The 15,026-nt window shown below is 63.0% G+C and carries 17 protein-coding genes; 6 read left to right on the top strand and 11 right to left on the bottom strand.

Features of this window, described 5'->3' with window-relative positions:
• Nucleotides 1-573 precede the first annotated feature (573 nt).
• The 6 genes from J4O76_RS03230 to J4O76_RS03205 form a co-directional block, all read right to left on the bottom strand.
• Nucleotides 574-828 carry a hypothetical protein gene (locus tag J4O76_RS03230; protein ID WP_426280176.1) on the bottom strand — a complete coding sequence of 85 codons (255 nt, stop codon included), beginning with the start codon at nt 826-828 and terminating at the stop codon, nt 574-576.
• A gap of 795 nt (nt 829-1,623) precedes the next feature.
• Complete coding sequence (locus J4O76_RS03225) at nt 1,624-2,559, bottom strand: IS481 family transposase (RefSeq protein WP_426280174.1); 936 nt, start codon at nt 2,557-2,559, stop codon at nt 1,624-1,626.
• Between the two features lie 175 nt (nt 2,560-2,734).
• Nucleotides 2,735-3,562 carry a triose-phosphate isomerase gene (gene tpiA / locus J4O76_RS03220; RefSeq protein WP_426280173.1) on the bottom strand — a complete coding sequence of 276 codons (828 nt, stop codon included), beginning with the start codon at nt 3,560-3,562 and terminating at the stop codon, nt 2,735-2,737.
• Entirely contained in the window at nt 3,556-4,197 is a 642-nt protein-coding gene (otnC, locus tag J4O76_RS03215) for a 3-oxo-tetronate 4-phosphate decarboxylase (RefSeq protein WP_426280172.1), read from the bottom strand. The genes tpiA and otnC overlap by 7 nt, the downstream gene beginning before the upstream one ends.
• Nucleotides 4,194-5,453, bottom strand: a complete 1,260-nt coding sequence (gene otnK / locus J4O76_RS03210) for a 3-oxo-tetronate kinase (RefSeq protein WP_426280171.1) — start codon at nt 5,451-5,453, stop codon at nt 4,194-4,196. The genes otnC and otnK overlap by 4 nt, the downstream gene beginning before the upstream one ends.
• Nucleotides 5,450-6,175, bottom strand: a complete 726-nt coding sequence (locus J4O76_RS03205; RefSeq protein WP_426280170.1) for an arylsulfatase — start codon at nt 6,173-6,175, stop codon at nt 5,450-5,452. Before J4O76_RS03205 ends, otnK begins: the two co-directional genes overlap by 4 nt.
• A gap of 154 nt (nt 6,176-6,329) precedes the next feature.
• Between J4O76_RS03205 and J4O76_RS03200 the strand changes: the two genes are divergently transcribed.
• Both J4O76_RS03200 and J4O76_RS03195 read left to right on the top strand, forming a co-directional pair.
• The gene (locus J4O76_RS03200; protein ID WP_426280169.1) at nt 6,330-7,409 is read left to right on the top strand and encodes an isocitrate/isopropylmalate dehydrogenase family protein; all 1,080 of its coding nucleotides are present in this window, start codon (nt 6,330-6,332) and stop codon (nt 7,407-7,409) included.
• A 131-nt stretch (nt 7,410-7,540) separates the two neighbouring features.
• The gene (locus tag J4O76_RS03195) at nt 7,541-8,203 is read left to right on the top strand and encodes a GntR family transcriptional regulator (RefSeq protein WP_426280168.1); all 663 of its coding nucleotides are present in this window, start codon (nt 7,541-7,543) and stop codon (nt 8,201-8,203) included.
• Between the two features lie 349 nt (nt 8,204-8,552).
• On the opposite strand, the gene J4O76_RS03190 is transcribed toward J4O76_RS03195, so the two are convergent.
• The 3 genes from J4O76_RS03190 to J4O76_RS03180 form a co-directional block, all read right to left on the bottom strand.
• On the bottom strand, nt 8,553-8,876 hold the full coding sequence (locus tag J4O76_RS03190) for a DUF4113 domain-containing protein (RefSeq protein WP_426280167.1): 324 nt from the start codon (nt 8,874-8,876) through the stop codon (nt 8,553-8,555).
• A 193-nt stretch (nt 8,877-9,069) separates the two neighbouring features.
• Nucleotides 9,070-9,810: a hypothetical protein gene (locus J4O76_RS03185; RefSeq protein WP_426280166.1), complete on the bottom strand. Its 741-nt coding sequence runs from the start codon at nt 9,808-9,810 to the stop codon at nt 9,070-9,072.
• Nucleotides 9,807-9,968, bottom strand: coding sequence for a LexA family protein (locus tag J4O76_RS03180; protein WP_426280165.1), 162 nt, complete (start codon nt 9,966-9,968; stop codon nt 9,807-9,809). Before J4O76_RS03180 ends, J4O76_RS03185 begins: the two co-directional genes overlap by 4 nt.
• A gap of 13 nt (nt 9,969-9,981) precedes the next feature.
• On the opposite strand from J4O76_RS03180, the gene J4O76_RS03175 reads away from it, so the two are divergent.
• Nucleotides 9,982-11,289: a hypothetical protein gene (locus tag J4O76_RS03175; protein WP_426280164.1), complete on the top strand. Its 1,308-nt coding sequence runs from the start codon at nt 9,982-9,984 to the stop codon at nt 11,287-11,289.
• Here J4O76_RS03175 and J4O76_RS03170 read toward each other — a convergent pair.
• On the bottom strand, nt 11,210-11,569 hold the full coding sequence (locus J4O76_RS03170) for a hypothetical protein (RefSeq protein ID WP_426280163.1): 360 nt from the start codon (nt 11,567-11,569) through the stop codon (nt 11,210-11,212). The genes J4O76_RS03175 and J4O76_RS03170 overlap by 80 nt on opposite strands.
• Before the next feature lie 586 nt (nt 11,570-12,155).
• Here J4O76_RS03170 and J4O76_RS03165 point away from each other — a divergent pair.
• The 3 genes from J4O76_RS03165 to J4O76_RS03155 are packed head-to-tail and all read left to right on the top strand — an operon-like array spanning nt 12,156 to nt 14,424.
• Nucleotides 12,156-13,112, top strand: coding sequence for a hypothetical protein (locus J4O76_RS03165; protein ID WP_426280162.1), 957 nt, complete (start codon nt 12,156-12,158; stop codon nt 13,110-13,112).
• Nucleotides 13,109-13,960 carry a sulfotransferase domain-containing protein gene (locus J4O76_RS03160; RefSeq protein ID WP_426280161.1) on the top strand — a complete coding sequence of 284 codons (852 nt, stop codon included), beginning with the start codon at nt 13,109-13,111 and terminating at the stop codon, nt 13,958-13,960. The genes J4O76_RS03165 and J4O76_RS03160 overlap by 4 nt, the downstream gene beginning before the upstream one ends.
• Nucleotides 13,957-14,424, top strand: a complete 468-nt coding sequence (locus tag J4O76_RS03155) for a lasso peptide biosynthesis B2 protein (RefSeq protein WP_426280160.1) — start codon at nt 13,957-13,959, stop codon at nt 14,422-14,424. The genes J4O76_RS03160 and J4O76_RS03155 overlap by 4 nt, the downstream gene beginning before the upstream one ends.
• Here the strand turns inward: J4O76_RS03155 and J4O76_RS03150 are convergent.
• Complete coding sequence (locus J4O76_RS03150; RefSeq protein WP_426280159.1) at nt 14,370-15,014, bottom strand: aspartyl/asparaginyl beta-hydroxylase domain-containing protein; 645 nt, start codon at nt 15,012-15,014, stop codon at nt 14,370-14,372. The genes J4O76_RS03155 and J4O76_RS03150 overlap by 55 nt on opposite strands.
• Between the last annotated feature and the right edge of the window lie 12 nt (nt 15,015-15,026).

Raw genomic sequence — 15,026 nt, 5'->3', positions numbered from 1 at the left:
AGGCTGCCGTTGTTGGAGGCGTCGACTACTGACTGGATTTCCGATGAGATGAAGAAAACGGAAATATGGTCCGTTGCGCCGCCCCTCGCTGCGATTGGTGTCCGAGCGTCTTCTTCTCGATATAGTGCACGTCGTTACCGTCACGAGTTCGATCCTCGTCGATCCTAGCGGACGAGATCGAGCACCTGTCCTTGAGCAGGCGCCGTGCAGGCGCGCGGCAAGACGGATCTCAACGTCCAAAGCCGGAGCGTCACGTCGACGTCCTTCATTCGCGACATGGCCGCTATGAGGACGGTCGCATATGTTCCGCTCTCCCGCGGTCGGGAAAGCCTCCGTCCGGTCCCTTGCTACGTCCTCGGCTAGGCGCGCGGCCCCTTTCGATGAGCGCGCTCATTAGCTTGTGAAGGACCGGGGGTGGGTGTGGAGCACATGGGCTGACTGAACCACGCGGCGCGATCGTGACGACGGGCGATCGCTAGGGATCTTCACAACATTCGATTGGTTCGGAAGGCCCGCGCTGTCTTCGCTGCGGTTCCCATTCGAAAACACTCCCGCCTTCTTGATCGCAATCCATCAACGAAGGTGCAGGGTGTCGGTGCAGGCGTAGCCCTCCCGGCAGACCCGTTCCGCCGCGCGGCGCGAAGCGGCGACGAGTTCGAAGCCGTCGTTCGTCATCGGATGCAGCGTCGTAGTGCGTGATCCACCGTATTGCGGCCGTTCGGGCCTGTTCCTGTTGGCGTGGAAGAACGCCGTCAGCCGCGCCGCGACCAAACCGTGCGATCGCAGCTTCTCGCCGGCACGCGGCGCGTATTGCGACAGGGCGCCCATTTCGTCCGAAGTCCACGACCGGCGTCCCGAACGATCGCGTCACCGCCACCCCCGGCAGGAGCGGTCGCCTACGTTCCACCCTCCCTAGCCGGGATATTCTCCGTCCGGTCCCTTGCCACGTGTCTGGCTAGGCGCGTCCGTGACGACGAAGGCGCGCGCAACCGACCCGACGCCGGACGGAGAAAGGACGCCGTCCCTACGAACCTCTTTAGTCTGTTCTGTTAAGGGTGACAGCCGCGTCACCCTAGGGTGACACGGATGTCACCCCTGAAGCTCTGCAGCCGACAGCCCCGTTCGCAATGGCTCGCCCTGGTGCGTAGGTCGTCCGTCGACCCTGTTCCGCGCTCTACGCCCGTGACCGTGCCGCCGCCTGGGTCCATTGCGGGGAGAGTGCCGCCATGGGCAGACGCGTTCGGCCTTCGGGGCGGGCTCGCGCATACCCGCTGGTCGATGGATGACGCCGAGACACCTACGTACGGCCGAGCCGCCCTGCGATGGTTCGCCGACCGATCCGATCCGACCAAGCTGCTCGCCCGGCGATATGGCCAGGCCGAATGGCGAACTCTTCGGCCCGCGATAGTCGAGATCTTCGATCTGGACAGGACGCATCACTTCCTGAGGGCGGCACCATCATTCCTGGAACGCGTCCACGAGCGCCAGATCACCGTACCCATGCGAAACGTGCTCGAACGCGATCCGCGGCGGCGTCTCGAGAACTATCAGGCGCTGATGGACGCCTGCGGTGCGGACGTGGACGATCCCCTGATCGGGGTGATCGCGATCGAAGCCGACGACTCACGGCGACGTCTCGATCTCGCCATCCACGCGATCGCCCGATGCGGGCGGCCGCGATGTCTGGTCGTCGAGGCGAAGTTCAAGGCCCCGCTTAAGCCTCGACAGCCGGAGCGGTATCAGGCGACGGTGATGGTCGACTAGCTGGTCGTGGTTTTCATAGTGAAAGCGTTTGACGGTCGCCTCCTTGATGGTGCGGTTCATCCGTTCGACCTGTCCGTTGGTCCACGGATGGTTCGGCTTCGTGAGGCGGTGCTCAATGTCGTTTGCCTCGCATATCATGTCGAAGCGCATCTGGCGCGACCAGGCGGTGTTCCGGTTGCGCGGCTGCTCAGCGAACTGGATCCCGTTGTCAGTCAGGATCGTGCGGATCCGGTAGGGCACAGCTTTCAGCAGGCGTTCGAGGAACTCCCACGCCGTTCGCCGATCGGCCTTGTCGACCAACTGGGTAACTGCGAACTTGCTGGTGCGGTCGATGCCGAAGAACAGGTAAAGCTTGCCTTCGGCGGTCTGCACCTCAGCGATATCGATGTGACAGAAGCCGATCGGATAGCGCTTGAAGCGCTGGCGCTTCGGCTTGTCACCCTCGATGTCCGGCAGGCGGGAGATGCCGTGCCGCTCGAGGCATCGATGCAGCGCCCATCGGGTCAGATGAGGGATCGACGGCTGCAATGCGTAGAGGCAGTCGTCCAGCGGTAGCGGGGTATGCCGGCGGAACGCGACGGCGGCCACCTCCTCAGCTTGGGTCAGGGTCGTTGAATGAGGGGCCTTCGGCCCGGTCTTCAGATCCTCGACCGTCGCCCGCTCACGCCACTTTGCGACCGCCTTGGGGTTGATCCCCAGTTCCTGGCTCAACGTCGCGAGCGAAGCTTGCGATCGCTGTATTGCTGCTCTGACGGCGTGCGTGGTCGTGGCGCTCCCGTGACGTACGTGTCCCATATGGCGTCCATCCATTCAACGAAGGGATCGCAACATCAAACCGTGGGATCAAACACCTAAGACATTCCCAATATCGCCAAATCCCCCCCCAACGCACCCGTTTCTGATTCTGTAAGACTAAGTTGGAAGCCACCCACAATCACGAGACCAGCGGCCCGGAACACATTCCGTCTTCTCAAATGGACAGGTTCGCAGACGCGAGTCCGGCCGCGTCAGAGCAGATCGCTGAAAAATGAGCCGCGTCGAGGCTGGCCGCGCCGATAAGGAGGCCGTTCACGTTAGGGAGCCTTAAAATGGTCTTTGCGTTTTTCGAGTCGACCGATCCACCGTAAAGGATCGGAATTTGCCGGCCTCCTTCTCCCCAAACGGCCTCCATCTGCCCGCGAATATGCGCGTGCGCCTCGCTAATTTCCTGGTCTTCTGGACGGCGGCCCGTGCCGATCGCCCAGACGGGCTCATATGCAATGACGAGATCGGACGAATTTACCGTGCGGGGGACGGCATGCAAGATCTGCTTCGATAGGACAGTTAGAGTGTCCCCCGCGGCTTTCTCGTCCAAGCTTTCGCCGACGCAAATTACAGCCTTCAAGTTTGCGTCGATCGCGCGAATTGCTTTTTGTCTGATGTTTTCGTCAGTCTCACAATGGCGTCGGCGTCGTTCCGAATGTCCCAGAAGGGCGAACGTCGCTCCCGCATCGGACAGCATCTCGGCCGACAGTTCCCCTGTGAAGGCCCCGTCCGTTTCGCTACTGCAATCCTGTCCGCCGATAGCGATTCTATAGGGGAGACCGACGGCTGCAGCGCTCTCGAGAAGGGTTGCTGGTGGGAAGACGATGACGTCAACGGCATCGGCTATTGGTTCGGTTTTCATGCCGATTTCCCTTACGTTGGCCAACGATGCGGATATACCGTTCATCTTCCAATTGCCCGCAATCAAGGGCCGGATACCAGCGGAGCCTTGTTGTTGGTCTCCAGCGTTCAAGCCAAGCGCGAACCTCAACACGCTGCTCCGAAAGTAACGGCCAGCTCAACGACGTCTTCTCGCGAAAGCATTCGCTTCGGCATACCGCGAAGCGTCACAAGAAGTTTGGCTGTCTCTTCCAGCTCCTCTGCGGCGTAGACCGCAGACACGATATCCTTTCCGGTAACGACGGGTCCATGATTGGCGATAAGGATTGCCGCATATTGTCCCCCAAGGTCACGGATGAGATCGCCAGCTTTCTTGTCGCCGGGCCTGACATAGGGAACCAGCCTGACCTGGCCGACTCGCATGACGACATACGGCGTCAGCGCGGGAATGCAGTCGTTCGGATCGGTGTCCGCAAGACACGATAGTGCAGTTGCATAGGTCGAGTGCAGGTGAACGACAGCACCCGTGCCCCGACGAGTCTCATAGAAAGCGCTATGAAGAAAAACCTCCTTCGACGGCGCGTCGCCGGAAATGTGACGGCCGTTCCGATCGATCTTGCTGATCTTCGCAGGGTCGAGAAAGCCAAGGCATGAGTTGGTTGGCGTTATGAGCATGCCGTCGTCGACGATGGCGCTTATGTTTCCGGCCGAGCCAACGGAAAAGCCGCGTTCAAAGAGCGAACGGGAGAGGCGAGCGATATCGTCGCGGATCTTTGCTTCGGAGCTCACGGGCCCATCCTTTCGAGCGCTTTGGAGAAAAAGTCTGGCGAGCCGAAATTGCCGGATTTCAGGGCAAGCGCGATCGGTTTGTTTCCGGAAGAGAGCAGCACTGGCACGCCCGGATCAATCTCCTGGCCGATCGTCAGGGCGCCGAGGTCGAGCGCCGAGACAACCGCGCCGGATGTTTCGCCCCCGGCGACGATCAATCTGGTCACTCCGGCCGCGATCAAATTGCGGGCAGCGTCGGCAAAGAAGTCATCCAGCTTTGAGGCGACTTGGGTCTTGCCGTATTTCTCCTGCATCCTGTCGACCTCGTCCGGCGTATTGGACGAGTAAGCAAGAGGAGCGTGGCCGTGGTTGGCGGTTATAAAGCTAACGATCTGGTCCGACGCAATCTCTCCGCTCATGACCTTGTCAACGTCGATGCTCAACGTCGGGTGAGAGCGTTTGTGGACGTCGATCTGACGCCGCGTTGCGCCGGAACAACTGCCGACCAGGATAGCCTCGGGCCCGTCGGTACCGATGGCCACGCCGCGCGTACCGGCAGCTTTTCCGCTCCTGATGAAATTTTCCGCCAGTCCGATCGCGATGCCGGACCCGCCGGTCACAAGCTTATGCCCGACAACGGCGCGCCCGATAGTAGCAAGGTCATCGTCCGATGTCGCATCCACGATCGCCAGGACCTCGTCAGCGGAGTTCAGCGCTTCGGCGATCGCTTCAGCGCCCTTCGTGACAACGGCATGTTCGACAAAACCGACGGGAGATCGAGTCTGATAGCCGAGCCAACGCCGTATGTCTGGATCCGTCATGGGCGTGAGCGGATGGTGTTGAAGGCCTGACTCATTGAGCAGCCGGTCGCCGACGAACAGGTGCCCCATATAAACGGTCCGTCCAGCACCCGGAAATGCCGGGCAAGCGACGACACCTTTCACGCCAAGTGCGGCCGCGAGCGCCTCGCCAACAGGGCCGATGTTGCCTAGCTCCGTGGAATCGAAGGTCGAGCAATATTTGAACACGATCTGCTCGCACCCTTGGGCCAGCAGCCACGCAAGCGCCTTCAGGGACTGGTTCACCGCGTCGGCGACGGGGATTGTCCGGCTCTTGAGTGCAACGACGCCCGCCTCGACCTCCCTCGGCGCATCAAACAGCGGAACACCGAGAAACTGCGCCGTCTTCAGCCCGCCATGCGGTGGCAGGCCCTTCGCGATTGTATTCGCAATATCGCTCGCGCCGGTAAAATCGTCGGCGATGACACCTAAAATCATTTGGTCTCCGTTAGCGCCGTGGACGCAGATCGTACGGGGAGGGGGGCGCCAGTATCGGTTTGCCGGCTCAGCAGTTCTCGAAGCTTCATAACCGCCTGCTCGGGGCTGCTTAGAACCGGAATCGGCGTTGCCGCCTGTGTTTGCCGTAGAGCCGGCGCCATCGAGAATTGTGCAAGCGTGATGGAGTCGACGCCCGACAGCGACCGCGCGGCTTCTGCGATAAGTCCGTTGTGCGTGGCCATCTGGCCGGCATGCAGCGCCTCGATCGCACCGGGGACGAACATGCTGCAAATTTCGGCATCGGAGCCGAGGCGCATCGCCTCCTTGCGGAACTCCTCTTCCATGCTCTCTGCCGCCGGCGCGAACGTATAGAGCATGGCGGTTTTGCCGCCGCGCGCGATTACCGCTTCGAACATTGCCGCGTTAGGCTTGAGAACGGGCACGTCCACCGTCGCCGCGGCTTTCTCGATGGCAGGACCGAAAGCCGAACATGTGAACAGCACCGCTTCACTGCCGGTGGACACGGCATAGCGTGTCAGGCTCGCGATGCGTCCTGACAGTTTCTCAGGGATATCAGCCGCCTTCGCACGATCGGGCGCAAGACTGTCCTCAAGAATGTTGACGGGCTCAGCTTCAGGCCAGATCGACCGAAACGCTTCACGAATGGGCGCCATCGCGGCAGGCGTGGCGTGAATGATCGCAATCCGCTGCGACTTCAACATCGTGGTGCTCTCTCTGTGATGCCGAGGTCCGAGGGCCTCGAGCGGGTTGCCTGTGCCGCCCATCCCTTGCTCACGCACCGACGCGGCGGGATTTACTATTGACAGTAACAGCATACGCGACGGTATACGGTCAAGTATAAATTGGAGACAAGTGATGAAGATAGTGGTCCTGCCTGGTGACGATATTGGCCCGGAAATCACCGACGCCGCGCTTCTGGTGCTGACCGAGGCGGACAAGCGCTTCGATCTCGGACTGAAGTTCGAGCAGCACGAAGTGGGAATGGCGGCCCATCGCAAAAGCGGTACGACGCTACCTAACGGCGTATTGGAGGCGACATTCGACGCGGATGCGGTCTTGCTCGGGCCGGGCGGTATGACTGCTTATCCCCCGGCCTCCGAAGGGGGCATCAATATCCCCGGAACGATCCGCAAGAGTCTCGATCTCTATGCGAACCTGCGGCCGGCACGCTCGCGCCCGGGACTGGAGCGGGCACGGCCCGGCCTCGACTGCCTCATTGCCCGCGAGAATACCGAAGGCTTCTATGCCGACCGAAACATGTTTTCTGGGAACGGCGAGTTCATGCCGACTCCGGATCTGGCGCTGGCTGTCCGGAAGATAACCCGCCAGGCTTCCCGTCGGATCTCGGAGAAGGCGTTTGAACTCGCTATGGGCAGGCGCAAGCACGTAACCATCGTGGGCAAGCGTCACGTTCTTCAGGTCAGCGACGGGCTCTTTGTCGAAGAAGCGAAGGCCGTCGCGCGTAAATATCCCGATGTCGCGATCCGCGAAGTGGATATCGACGCCATGGTGGCGGAGATCTACACGAACCCGGATCGGTTCGACGTCATCGTCATCACGAATATGTTCGGCGACATCCTGTCCAATCTGGCTGTGGCGCTTTCTGGTGGGCTGGGGCTTGCTGCCTCCCTCAATGTCGGTGACCGCCGTGCCGCCGCCAATGCTGGTCACGGATCGGCCCCCGATATTGCTGGCAAGGGGATTGCGAACCCAAGCGGTTTCATCCTCAGCGCAGCTATGCTGCTCAACTGGTGGGGCACGCGCGATGGCGGTGACGAAAAGTTCACGCTTGCGGCGAAGTCCATCGAGCGGTCGCTGGACGCCGTTCTGATGTCTGGCCAACGAACTGGCGATCTTGGCGGGCTGCTCGACACCAAGGCTTACGCCAAAGCCATTGCTGACAATCTAAAGGAGCCAGAGCTTAGCGCGATCTGACCCCTTTAGTCGTCGAGGAGGCGAGGCCGCAAAACCGCCGAAGCGCGCAGCTGGAGCGGGAGAGGCACGATAGCCAAGATGTAAGTTTGGGTATACGACGGCGTATAAATGCCCTGACCTGGATTGACGTAGTGACTGACAATCGGACCAATTACGAGATCGCGTATACCTCGCTTAAACGAGATATCCTCGCCGGGAGCTACCGCCCCGGTGTCTCGATTTCGATTGGCGACGTCGAAAAACGCCTTGGCATGAGCCGTACGCCAATCCGGTTAGCGCTTCAGCGGCTCTCCGAAGAAAAGTTGCTCGAGGTTCTTCCTCGACAGGGATTTCGGGTGCCGTTGATATCCCGGAAGGAATTAAGGGATGTGCAGGAGACCTTGGCCGGCCTCGAACTCACGGCGATAGAGTGCATCCATAACCGTCGGTCCGTCAGCGAGCTTGGTCCCCTTGTCGACGCCGTCCAGAAAATGGGCACCGCGAATGCCCAGGGCGACCTAAAACTCTGGTCCGAGGCAGATGCCGAATTTCATGCGGCGCTCTTCTCGTTGAGCGGCAACGATGTCCTTGGAACATGCGCCAACCAATTTCTCGAACAGATTTGGCGTATCCGGACACTTACCCGGATGATGCGGCCGACCCCGGTGGAATCGACAGAGGCACATGCCGCGCTTGTCCAGGCATTGTCGGAGCGCGATTTGTCAGCCGCCCGAGCGATCCATAGCCAGCAACGTTCCCGTAGCGCCGCGGAGATCGATCGGATCCTGGAAAGCTTGGAAACGACGGTGATCTAAGTGGTCTATGGGTCGCGAACGATCGGCGCCGTCGCTCTAACAAAACGGCATTAACATTGAAAATTGGGGGGAGGAAATGAACGAACTTGAGAAGCTTCGGGGGTTGATGAAGGCTCATACGGGAGTGGAGTGGACCTGATTCACGCTTTCGCTGGATGCAAGCGGCGAGGCCAAGACAAAATTCAATCATTCTTGATTGATGGGTGCCTAAGCGGCGCAGGTCATCTCGGAAGCGATGAAGGAGGTTTGGCGCGCGCCGAACTGGCTAGACTTGGCCCGAAACGTTCCGCTTCTCTTAACTTGCGGTCGGCGCTGATGCCGCAGCTGGCGCCCGCAGGTAGCAAGTGATCTAGGCCTTGACGATCGGCACCTCGGAGATGTGGGTGGTCCACGCAGGCGATCGCATCTCCGACCTCAGCTTCCATTCACGCCTGAATCCTTGCGTCGCCGTCACCGCCGTCCAGGTTCCGAACCTGCCGTTGATAGCGTCGAGGGCGGCCATCAGCCGGTCCCGCTTCCCCGTGTCGTCCTCGAACAGCGTCCGTGGCCGGTCCTCTTCGGGCAGCAGATCGTCGAGCATGATTCCCGCCTTGGTGTAGGCGTAGCCCTCCCGCCAGGCCCGTTCGGCCGCGCGGCGCGCAGCGGCGACGAGTTCGAGGCTGTCGTTCGTCATCGATACAGCGTCGTAGTGCGCGATCCACCGTATTGCGGCCGTTCGGGCCTGTGCCGGTTGGTGTGGAAGAACGCCGTCAGCCGCGCCGCGACAAAGCCGTGCGATCACAGCTTCTCGCCGGCTCGGAGCGCGTATTGCGACAGGGCACCCATCATTCGTTCGAAGTCCACGACCGGAGTCCCGAACGATTGCGTCACCGCCATCCCCTTGCGTCGCGGCTCGACCGCTTCGACGGGACGCCGCGCAGCTTGGCCACCAGCCGCTCGAGAACGACGGTGCCGACCGCGCGCGTCTGCTTCATCGGCATGTCGCGCAGGCATCCAGCGGTGTGGATCCCGAGATCGGTCAGCCTGCGTGCCGTGGCGCCGCCCACGCCCCAGACGTCGCCGACCGGGAACGCGAGCATCACGTCCCGTCGCACGTCTTCGTCCCGCAGGTCGGCGACCCTGCGAAAGCGCGGATCCCTCTTGGCGGCGGCGTCGGCGAGCTCCGCCAGCGTCTTGGCGCCGGCGATGCCGACGCAGGTGGGGATGGTCGTCCACGGCTGGACCTGAGCGCGCATCGCGTGAGCATGGGCGACGAGATCGCGCTGCTCGAATCCGGCGAGGTCGAGGAACGTCTCGTCGATCGAGTAGATCTCGAAGTCCCGCGCGAACGGCTCGCAGGCCGCCAGGACTCGCCGCTGCATGTCTCCGTATAGCGCGTAGTTGGACGAAAGGACGCGGATGTCGTGGGCCCGGACCTTGTCGCACAGATGATGGATCGGATCGCCCATCTTGATGCCGAGCGCCTTGGCCTTGGCCGACCGCGCGATCGCGCAGCCGTCGTTGCTCGACAGCACGACGACCGGCACGCCGATCAGACTCGCGTCGAAGGCGCGTTCGCAGGAGACGTAGTAGTTGTTGCAGTCGATGAGGGCGATCGGCGCGTTCACGTCATCTTGCGCGCAACGCCGACGACGGTGCCCCAGATCTCGACGTGTTCGTCGACCAGGATGTCCGCGAACCCTTCGGCTTCGGGCACCAGCCAATGACGACCGTTGACGTGATGCAGGCGCTTCAGCGTCCGTTCGCCATGGACCAGATCCACCATCCCTCCCCGGAGGATGGTGGATTCTGACGTCCACTCGGCAGAAATCGATCAGCAGATGTGCACCAAGAGGTTGCAGTACCTGCCGCACGGACGAAGAGCGTCTCAACTGCTGGACGCGCCGCTTCTGCGCAGCACCGAGATCATCCGGCATCGCAACAACGCTGACCTGCGGACGATCTTCCATCTCGACGGCACCCGCGTGGTCCCGATGATCGCTCGCGAGTCCTTCGAACGGCTCCAGTTCGCCTGGGGCGAGGGAGTCGCGATCAAGCTCGTCGCCGCGACGCTCGGAACGACGGCGAACGGGGTGGAGCGGATGCTTCGCGACGGGTTGATCGCCGAGGCCGGCAACGATGCCGCGTTCGCGAACACGGACAAGATACGGTTCGATCGCCGTTCCCTGGAGGCGTTCGTCGCCACCATGGAGGACAAGGCGAAGCCCACCCTCGGCCAGCCTTTCCCGTGCACCATGGCGCACATGGCTGCTGGCATGCGCGGCGGCCTGAAGCCCTGGAGCGCGTGGTTCAGTGCGCTGGTCGGCGGCGGCACGTCGTTCACGATCGACGAGGGAGACGAACCGCTGGCTCAACGTCTCCGGCCTAGCGCGGAGGGCGCCGATGGGCTGCGGGCGCTGCCATGCGACGACCTGAGCGGAAGGGCCTTCCGTTCGTCGATGTCGCGAGGGGACGCAGTCGTCACGCTCAATCTGCACCCGCGAGACATGCGCAAGGCGTTCGCCGCATGGCCGTCCGACGAAGCGCTCCCCCTGACCGAGATCGTTGGACTCTCTCGCCGATACGTCGCGCTGTCCGAACTGGCCGCGCTGCTGTCGCATCCCGTCATGGCGGTGGCCGGACTCCCCGGGGATACGATCGGTCGCGGCCGTCTCGGTGGGGTCCCGTCTGCTGCTGCGGCGGCGCAAGACTCGAGACGACTGGCGTGGCCGCTCCGCCGAACGGACCTGAAGGCCAGGCGCCCTCGAACGCTTCGTCCACAGTTGCATGATCGGTCTCACAGGCCTCACAGGCAGCGGCACTTGTTGCGGCATCCCCCGGTCGAAGTCGCGTCGGAGTTCGCCATCGAGCCGTCGGCGCATCATCGGAAGGACGCAAGCATTCCTCTCAGCTGGCCGTCCAGTCGCCGACGTACGTGTTGGAGACGAGCGAGAACCAGATCTGCCTCGTCCTCCGCGATCTCGAGTGAGGTTCGCTGGACCGTGGCTGCGCGGAAGCTGGTCAGGTTCAGGACAAGGCGCCACCTCCCGGACGGATCGTGCTGCTCCCATGACACAGGAAGGTCCTGTATCCGTGAAGGTCCTTAAACTCGTCGAGCGCGCTCGCCACCCTTGAGCCCACCGACGCCAGCGAGCCTTTGGCACCGACCACGACCCCCAAGGCATCGAAGCGCTTGCCGACCAGATGGGGCAGCAGGCTCTCGGCGCCGCCGGTCGCGATCGTTGAAAGATGCGCGAGAGCTTCGCTGACCACCGCTTCGGCCAAGGAATTCTCCTCAATGAAGCGTCCTCGCCAGAGGCTGCACTCGTCACCCGCAACCAATCGATCGCGTCCGGCGGCCACCAGAAGGGGGGCGAAGGAATTCATTCCTCCGCGATATGGCAGATGCGTTACCAAATGACTTCCGGCCACGCAGTCCGGTGGACCTGGACGATAGGCGGGTTCGGTAGTTGGCAGGTAAATCGGCCCGAATCCGGTCAATGGTGATGGCGTTGCTCCGGTCGGACTTCCCGTTTCGAGCCTGCGCCCCCCGGACCCGTCTGCATCAGGTCAATTCCGATCACGATCCGCAACTGGAAGTCCGATTCGATGCGAACGGTCGTCGAACTGGCCTTCAACGAGGTCGGTCAAGCCGCCGACCGGTCGTGAAGGGCGCAACGCCACCCGGTCCTGGTGACGCGCGGAAGGTGCTGCGCTCCACCATCTGCAAGGCGGCCATGATCGGCGCCCCGATTGGCGTCTTGCGGGGGAAGGGTCCGTGTGGCGTGGAGGACCGATCACCACCTTAACGAACGACGCCGGTTGTAGCGTCCATGCTCCAGTATCTCAGTTCATGGGCTGGACTTGTCCCGAAAAAGCGGGAAATCCTTGGCGTTAGTAGCGGATCGAACGATGACGACGGCGGGAAGAAGCGTCGGCACAGGTCCGCCGAAAAACGGAAGGGCGGCAACCGATGCAGAGCGAAGGGACGGACACGACGACCGGTGCATGCGCATTCAGTTATATCGTCGGCGGACTCCCGCTGCGTTCGGACCTGCGCCTGCCTGGACTGATCGAGGCGGCGGTATCGTGCGATCCCTCGATCACAGTCCGGCGGGCGGACCTTTCTCCTTTCCTGTCGAACGTGATCAGCAGCGGCCCGACGTGGCAGATGGCAGACGGGCGTTTCTTTCTGGAAATACCCGGTATCGTTCGGATGCTGCTGTGCGATGGTCGGGATCTTATGTACGATCCTATCGACGGAACGTGCGATTCCGACCTGGACGTGTTTGTCGGTGGCACCGGCCTGGGCATCCTGTTGCAACAGCGCGGTTGGATCGTGCTGCACGCCAGTGCGGTGCGCGTCGGCGACGCTGCCGTGTTGTTCTGCGGCGCTTCGGGGGCGGGCAAGTCGACCTTGGCCGCTGCGCTCGGCTGCCGCGGGTTCGGTCTGGTAGCCGACGACTTCTGTGGCATCACCATCGGCGCAGATGGGGTGGCGCGCGTCCATCCTGACGGTCGCCGGTTCAAGCTGTGGGACGACGCGATCGAACGCCTGGCGCTCGTCGACCGGCGCGGCGACGCGGTGCGGTCCCGGCTGCGAAAATTCCATGTAGAACCGCACGCGACCAGCCCCTCCGCGGTGCCCGTTGCGGCGGTGTACGTCCTCGCCGAGGATCGCCCGCCTGCCGCCGCCGGCATCTTGCGCGCCAATATGGTCGATGCCGCTCTGCTGTTGCGGGGGCAGGCCTATCGCCCCGCGCTGGTCCGGTGGATGCGACAGCAGCGCCTGTACCTCGCGGCGGCGGCGGCGGTGTCGAGCGGTGGCGGTGTATTCACCCTGACACGCGCGAGGCGGTTCGAGACGATGGATGCGGTACTCGACGATCTGGCTAAGCACTGGCGTGAACTGGGTCTAGCGGGCGCATGAAACCGACGTTCTGGATCGCATCCTACCCCAAATCGGGCAACACCTGGTTCCGGCTGCTGCTGGCCAATTTAGCGCGCGAAACGCCGTTGGCGATCAACGACCTGCGGCACGACGCGGGTACGGCCAGCGCCCGCCCTGTCTTCGACGAAGCGATCGGTTTCCCGTCCGCGCTGCTGACGCATGCCGAATGCGATCGGCTGCGTCCGCGCGTCTACCGCGCGCTGGCGGCGCAGGCGATTGCGCCGCGCTTCGTCAAGACGCACGATGCCTGGACGCGAACCGATACCGGCGAGCCGTTGATGGGTGGGCCGGATACCGCGAAGGGCGTGATACTGATCGTGCGCGATCCTCGCGACGTCGTCGCTTCGCTCGCGCATCACATGGACCGCGACATCGACTGGACCATCGCGTTCATGGCGGATCCGGCCTCCGCCTTCTGTGGCAAGACCGATCGCCAGCACCACCAGTTGCGACAGCAGTTGCGTGGCTGGAGCGGATTTCATGATGGCTGGATGAAGCAGGACGTGCTGCCGATCCATATCGTCCGTTACGAAGCGCTGCAGGCCGATGCAGTGGCGACCTTCGCGGCGGCACTGCGTTTCGCCAAGCTGGACGCTTCGGCCGACGCGATAGCACGCGCCGTGGACTTCGCCCGGTTCGACAGGGTGCAGGCGCAGGAACGCGCGACCGGCTTCGGCGAGGCACCGCCTCAACTGCACCGTGGCGGCTTCTTTCGGCGCGGCTTAGCGGGCAGCTGGCACGACGAACTCAGTGCGGCGCAGACGGCGCGGATCGTCGCTGCCCATGGCCGTACCATGGCGCGCCTGGGTTATGGCCTCGACGAATGAGACGCGCCATCACCGCGCTGACGATGGGGCCGGCGCGACAGGCGCTCGTGATCGAGGCGGCTGCAAGCCTGCTGGCGGCACGGCTGCGATTGCGGCTGCGGTCGTTCGGACGGATCACGGCCGAATTGGGACGCTTCGTACCGCCGGCGCCGGCGCCGGCGCCGGTCGGCGCTCCGGTCCCGGTCGACCCGGTCCGCCGTCGTCGTATCTCGCAGATCCGCTGGGCGATCGCGGTCGCCGCACCGCTGATGCCGTTCCGTGCTGTCTGCCTGCAACGCTCGCTCGCGGGGCGGGCGATGCTGGCGCGCCGCGGGATCGACGCGATCCTCCATTTCGGCGGCACGGTGCGGGCAGGCGCTCCCGATAGCGAACATGCGTGGCTGACGGCGGATGGGATCGGCGTCGCCGGCTATCCGATCGACCCGGCGATGGTCGAGATCGGGCGGATCGTTCCGCGTGGCTGAGCGTCGTCTAGCAGCGCTGCCAGCCAGTCGTTCACCTCGCAGTCGATCACCAGATGGACTCGGTCGGTCGTGCCGTGATTGGCGACACTGTGGCGATCGGCCAGGCGCAGATACCAAGCCTCGCCGACGGCCATGTCGACGCGCGTGCCGTTCAGACGGAAATCGACGTGATCGTTGGTCGTCACGGGCACGTGGATGCGAGCCATGCCCTGTTCGACGGACAGGTCGTGGTCGCGATGTTCGCGGATGGTCGATCCGGGCGTCAGTCGCATCAGACGCGCGGTCTGCAACGGACAGTGGAACGCCGCCAGAACCGCTTGAAACGCCGGGCAGTGCGCGAGTGCGGGCGCATCGACGAATGCAGTGGCGGTCGGATCGGCGTAGATCATCATCACCGGATGGGTAGCTCCCGCCGCCATGCGAAGCGGCAGCACCTGCCATGTGCCGTCGTAGTTCTGCCGCACCAGATGGTCGATCCAGTGCGGTGCCGAAAGCCGCGCTAGATCGGCGACGAGCGGCCCGGAAGCGAACGTCATCGGCAGGCGCATGCGGTCGGTCGCCGTCGAGTATTGGCGGTGCTCATCAAGCATGATATTCGCTCC

Source organism: Sphingomonas sp. NFX23 (assembly GCF_049887795.1).
GTDB lineage: Bacteria > Pseudomonadota > Alphaproteobacteria > Sphingomonadales > Sphingomonadaceae > Sphingomonas.
The sequence above is the reverse complement of the archived record's forward strand: the minus strand, read 5'-3'. Positions and strand labels throughout refer to the sequence as shown.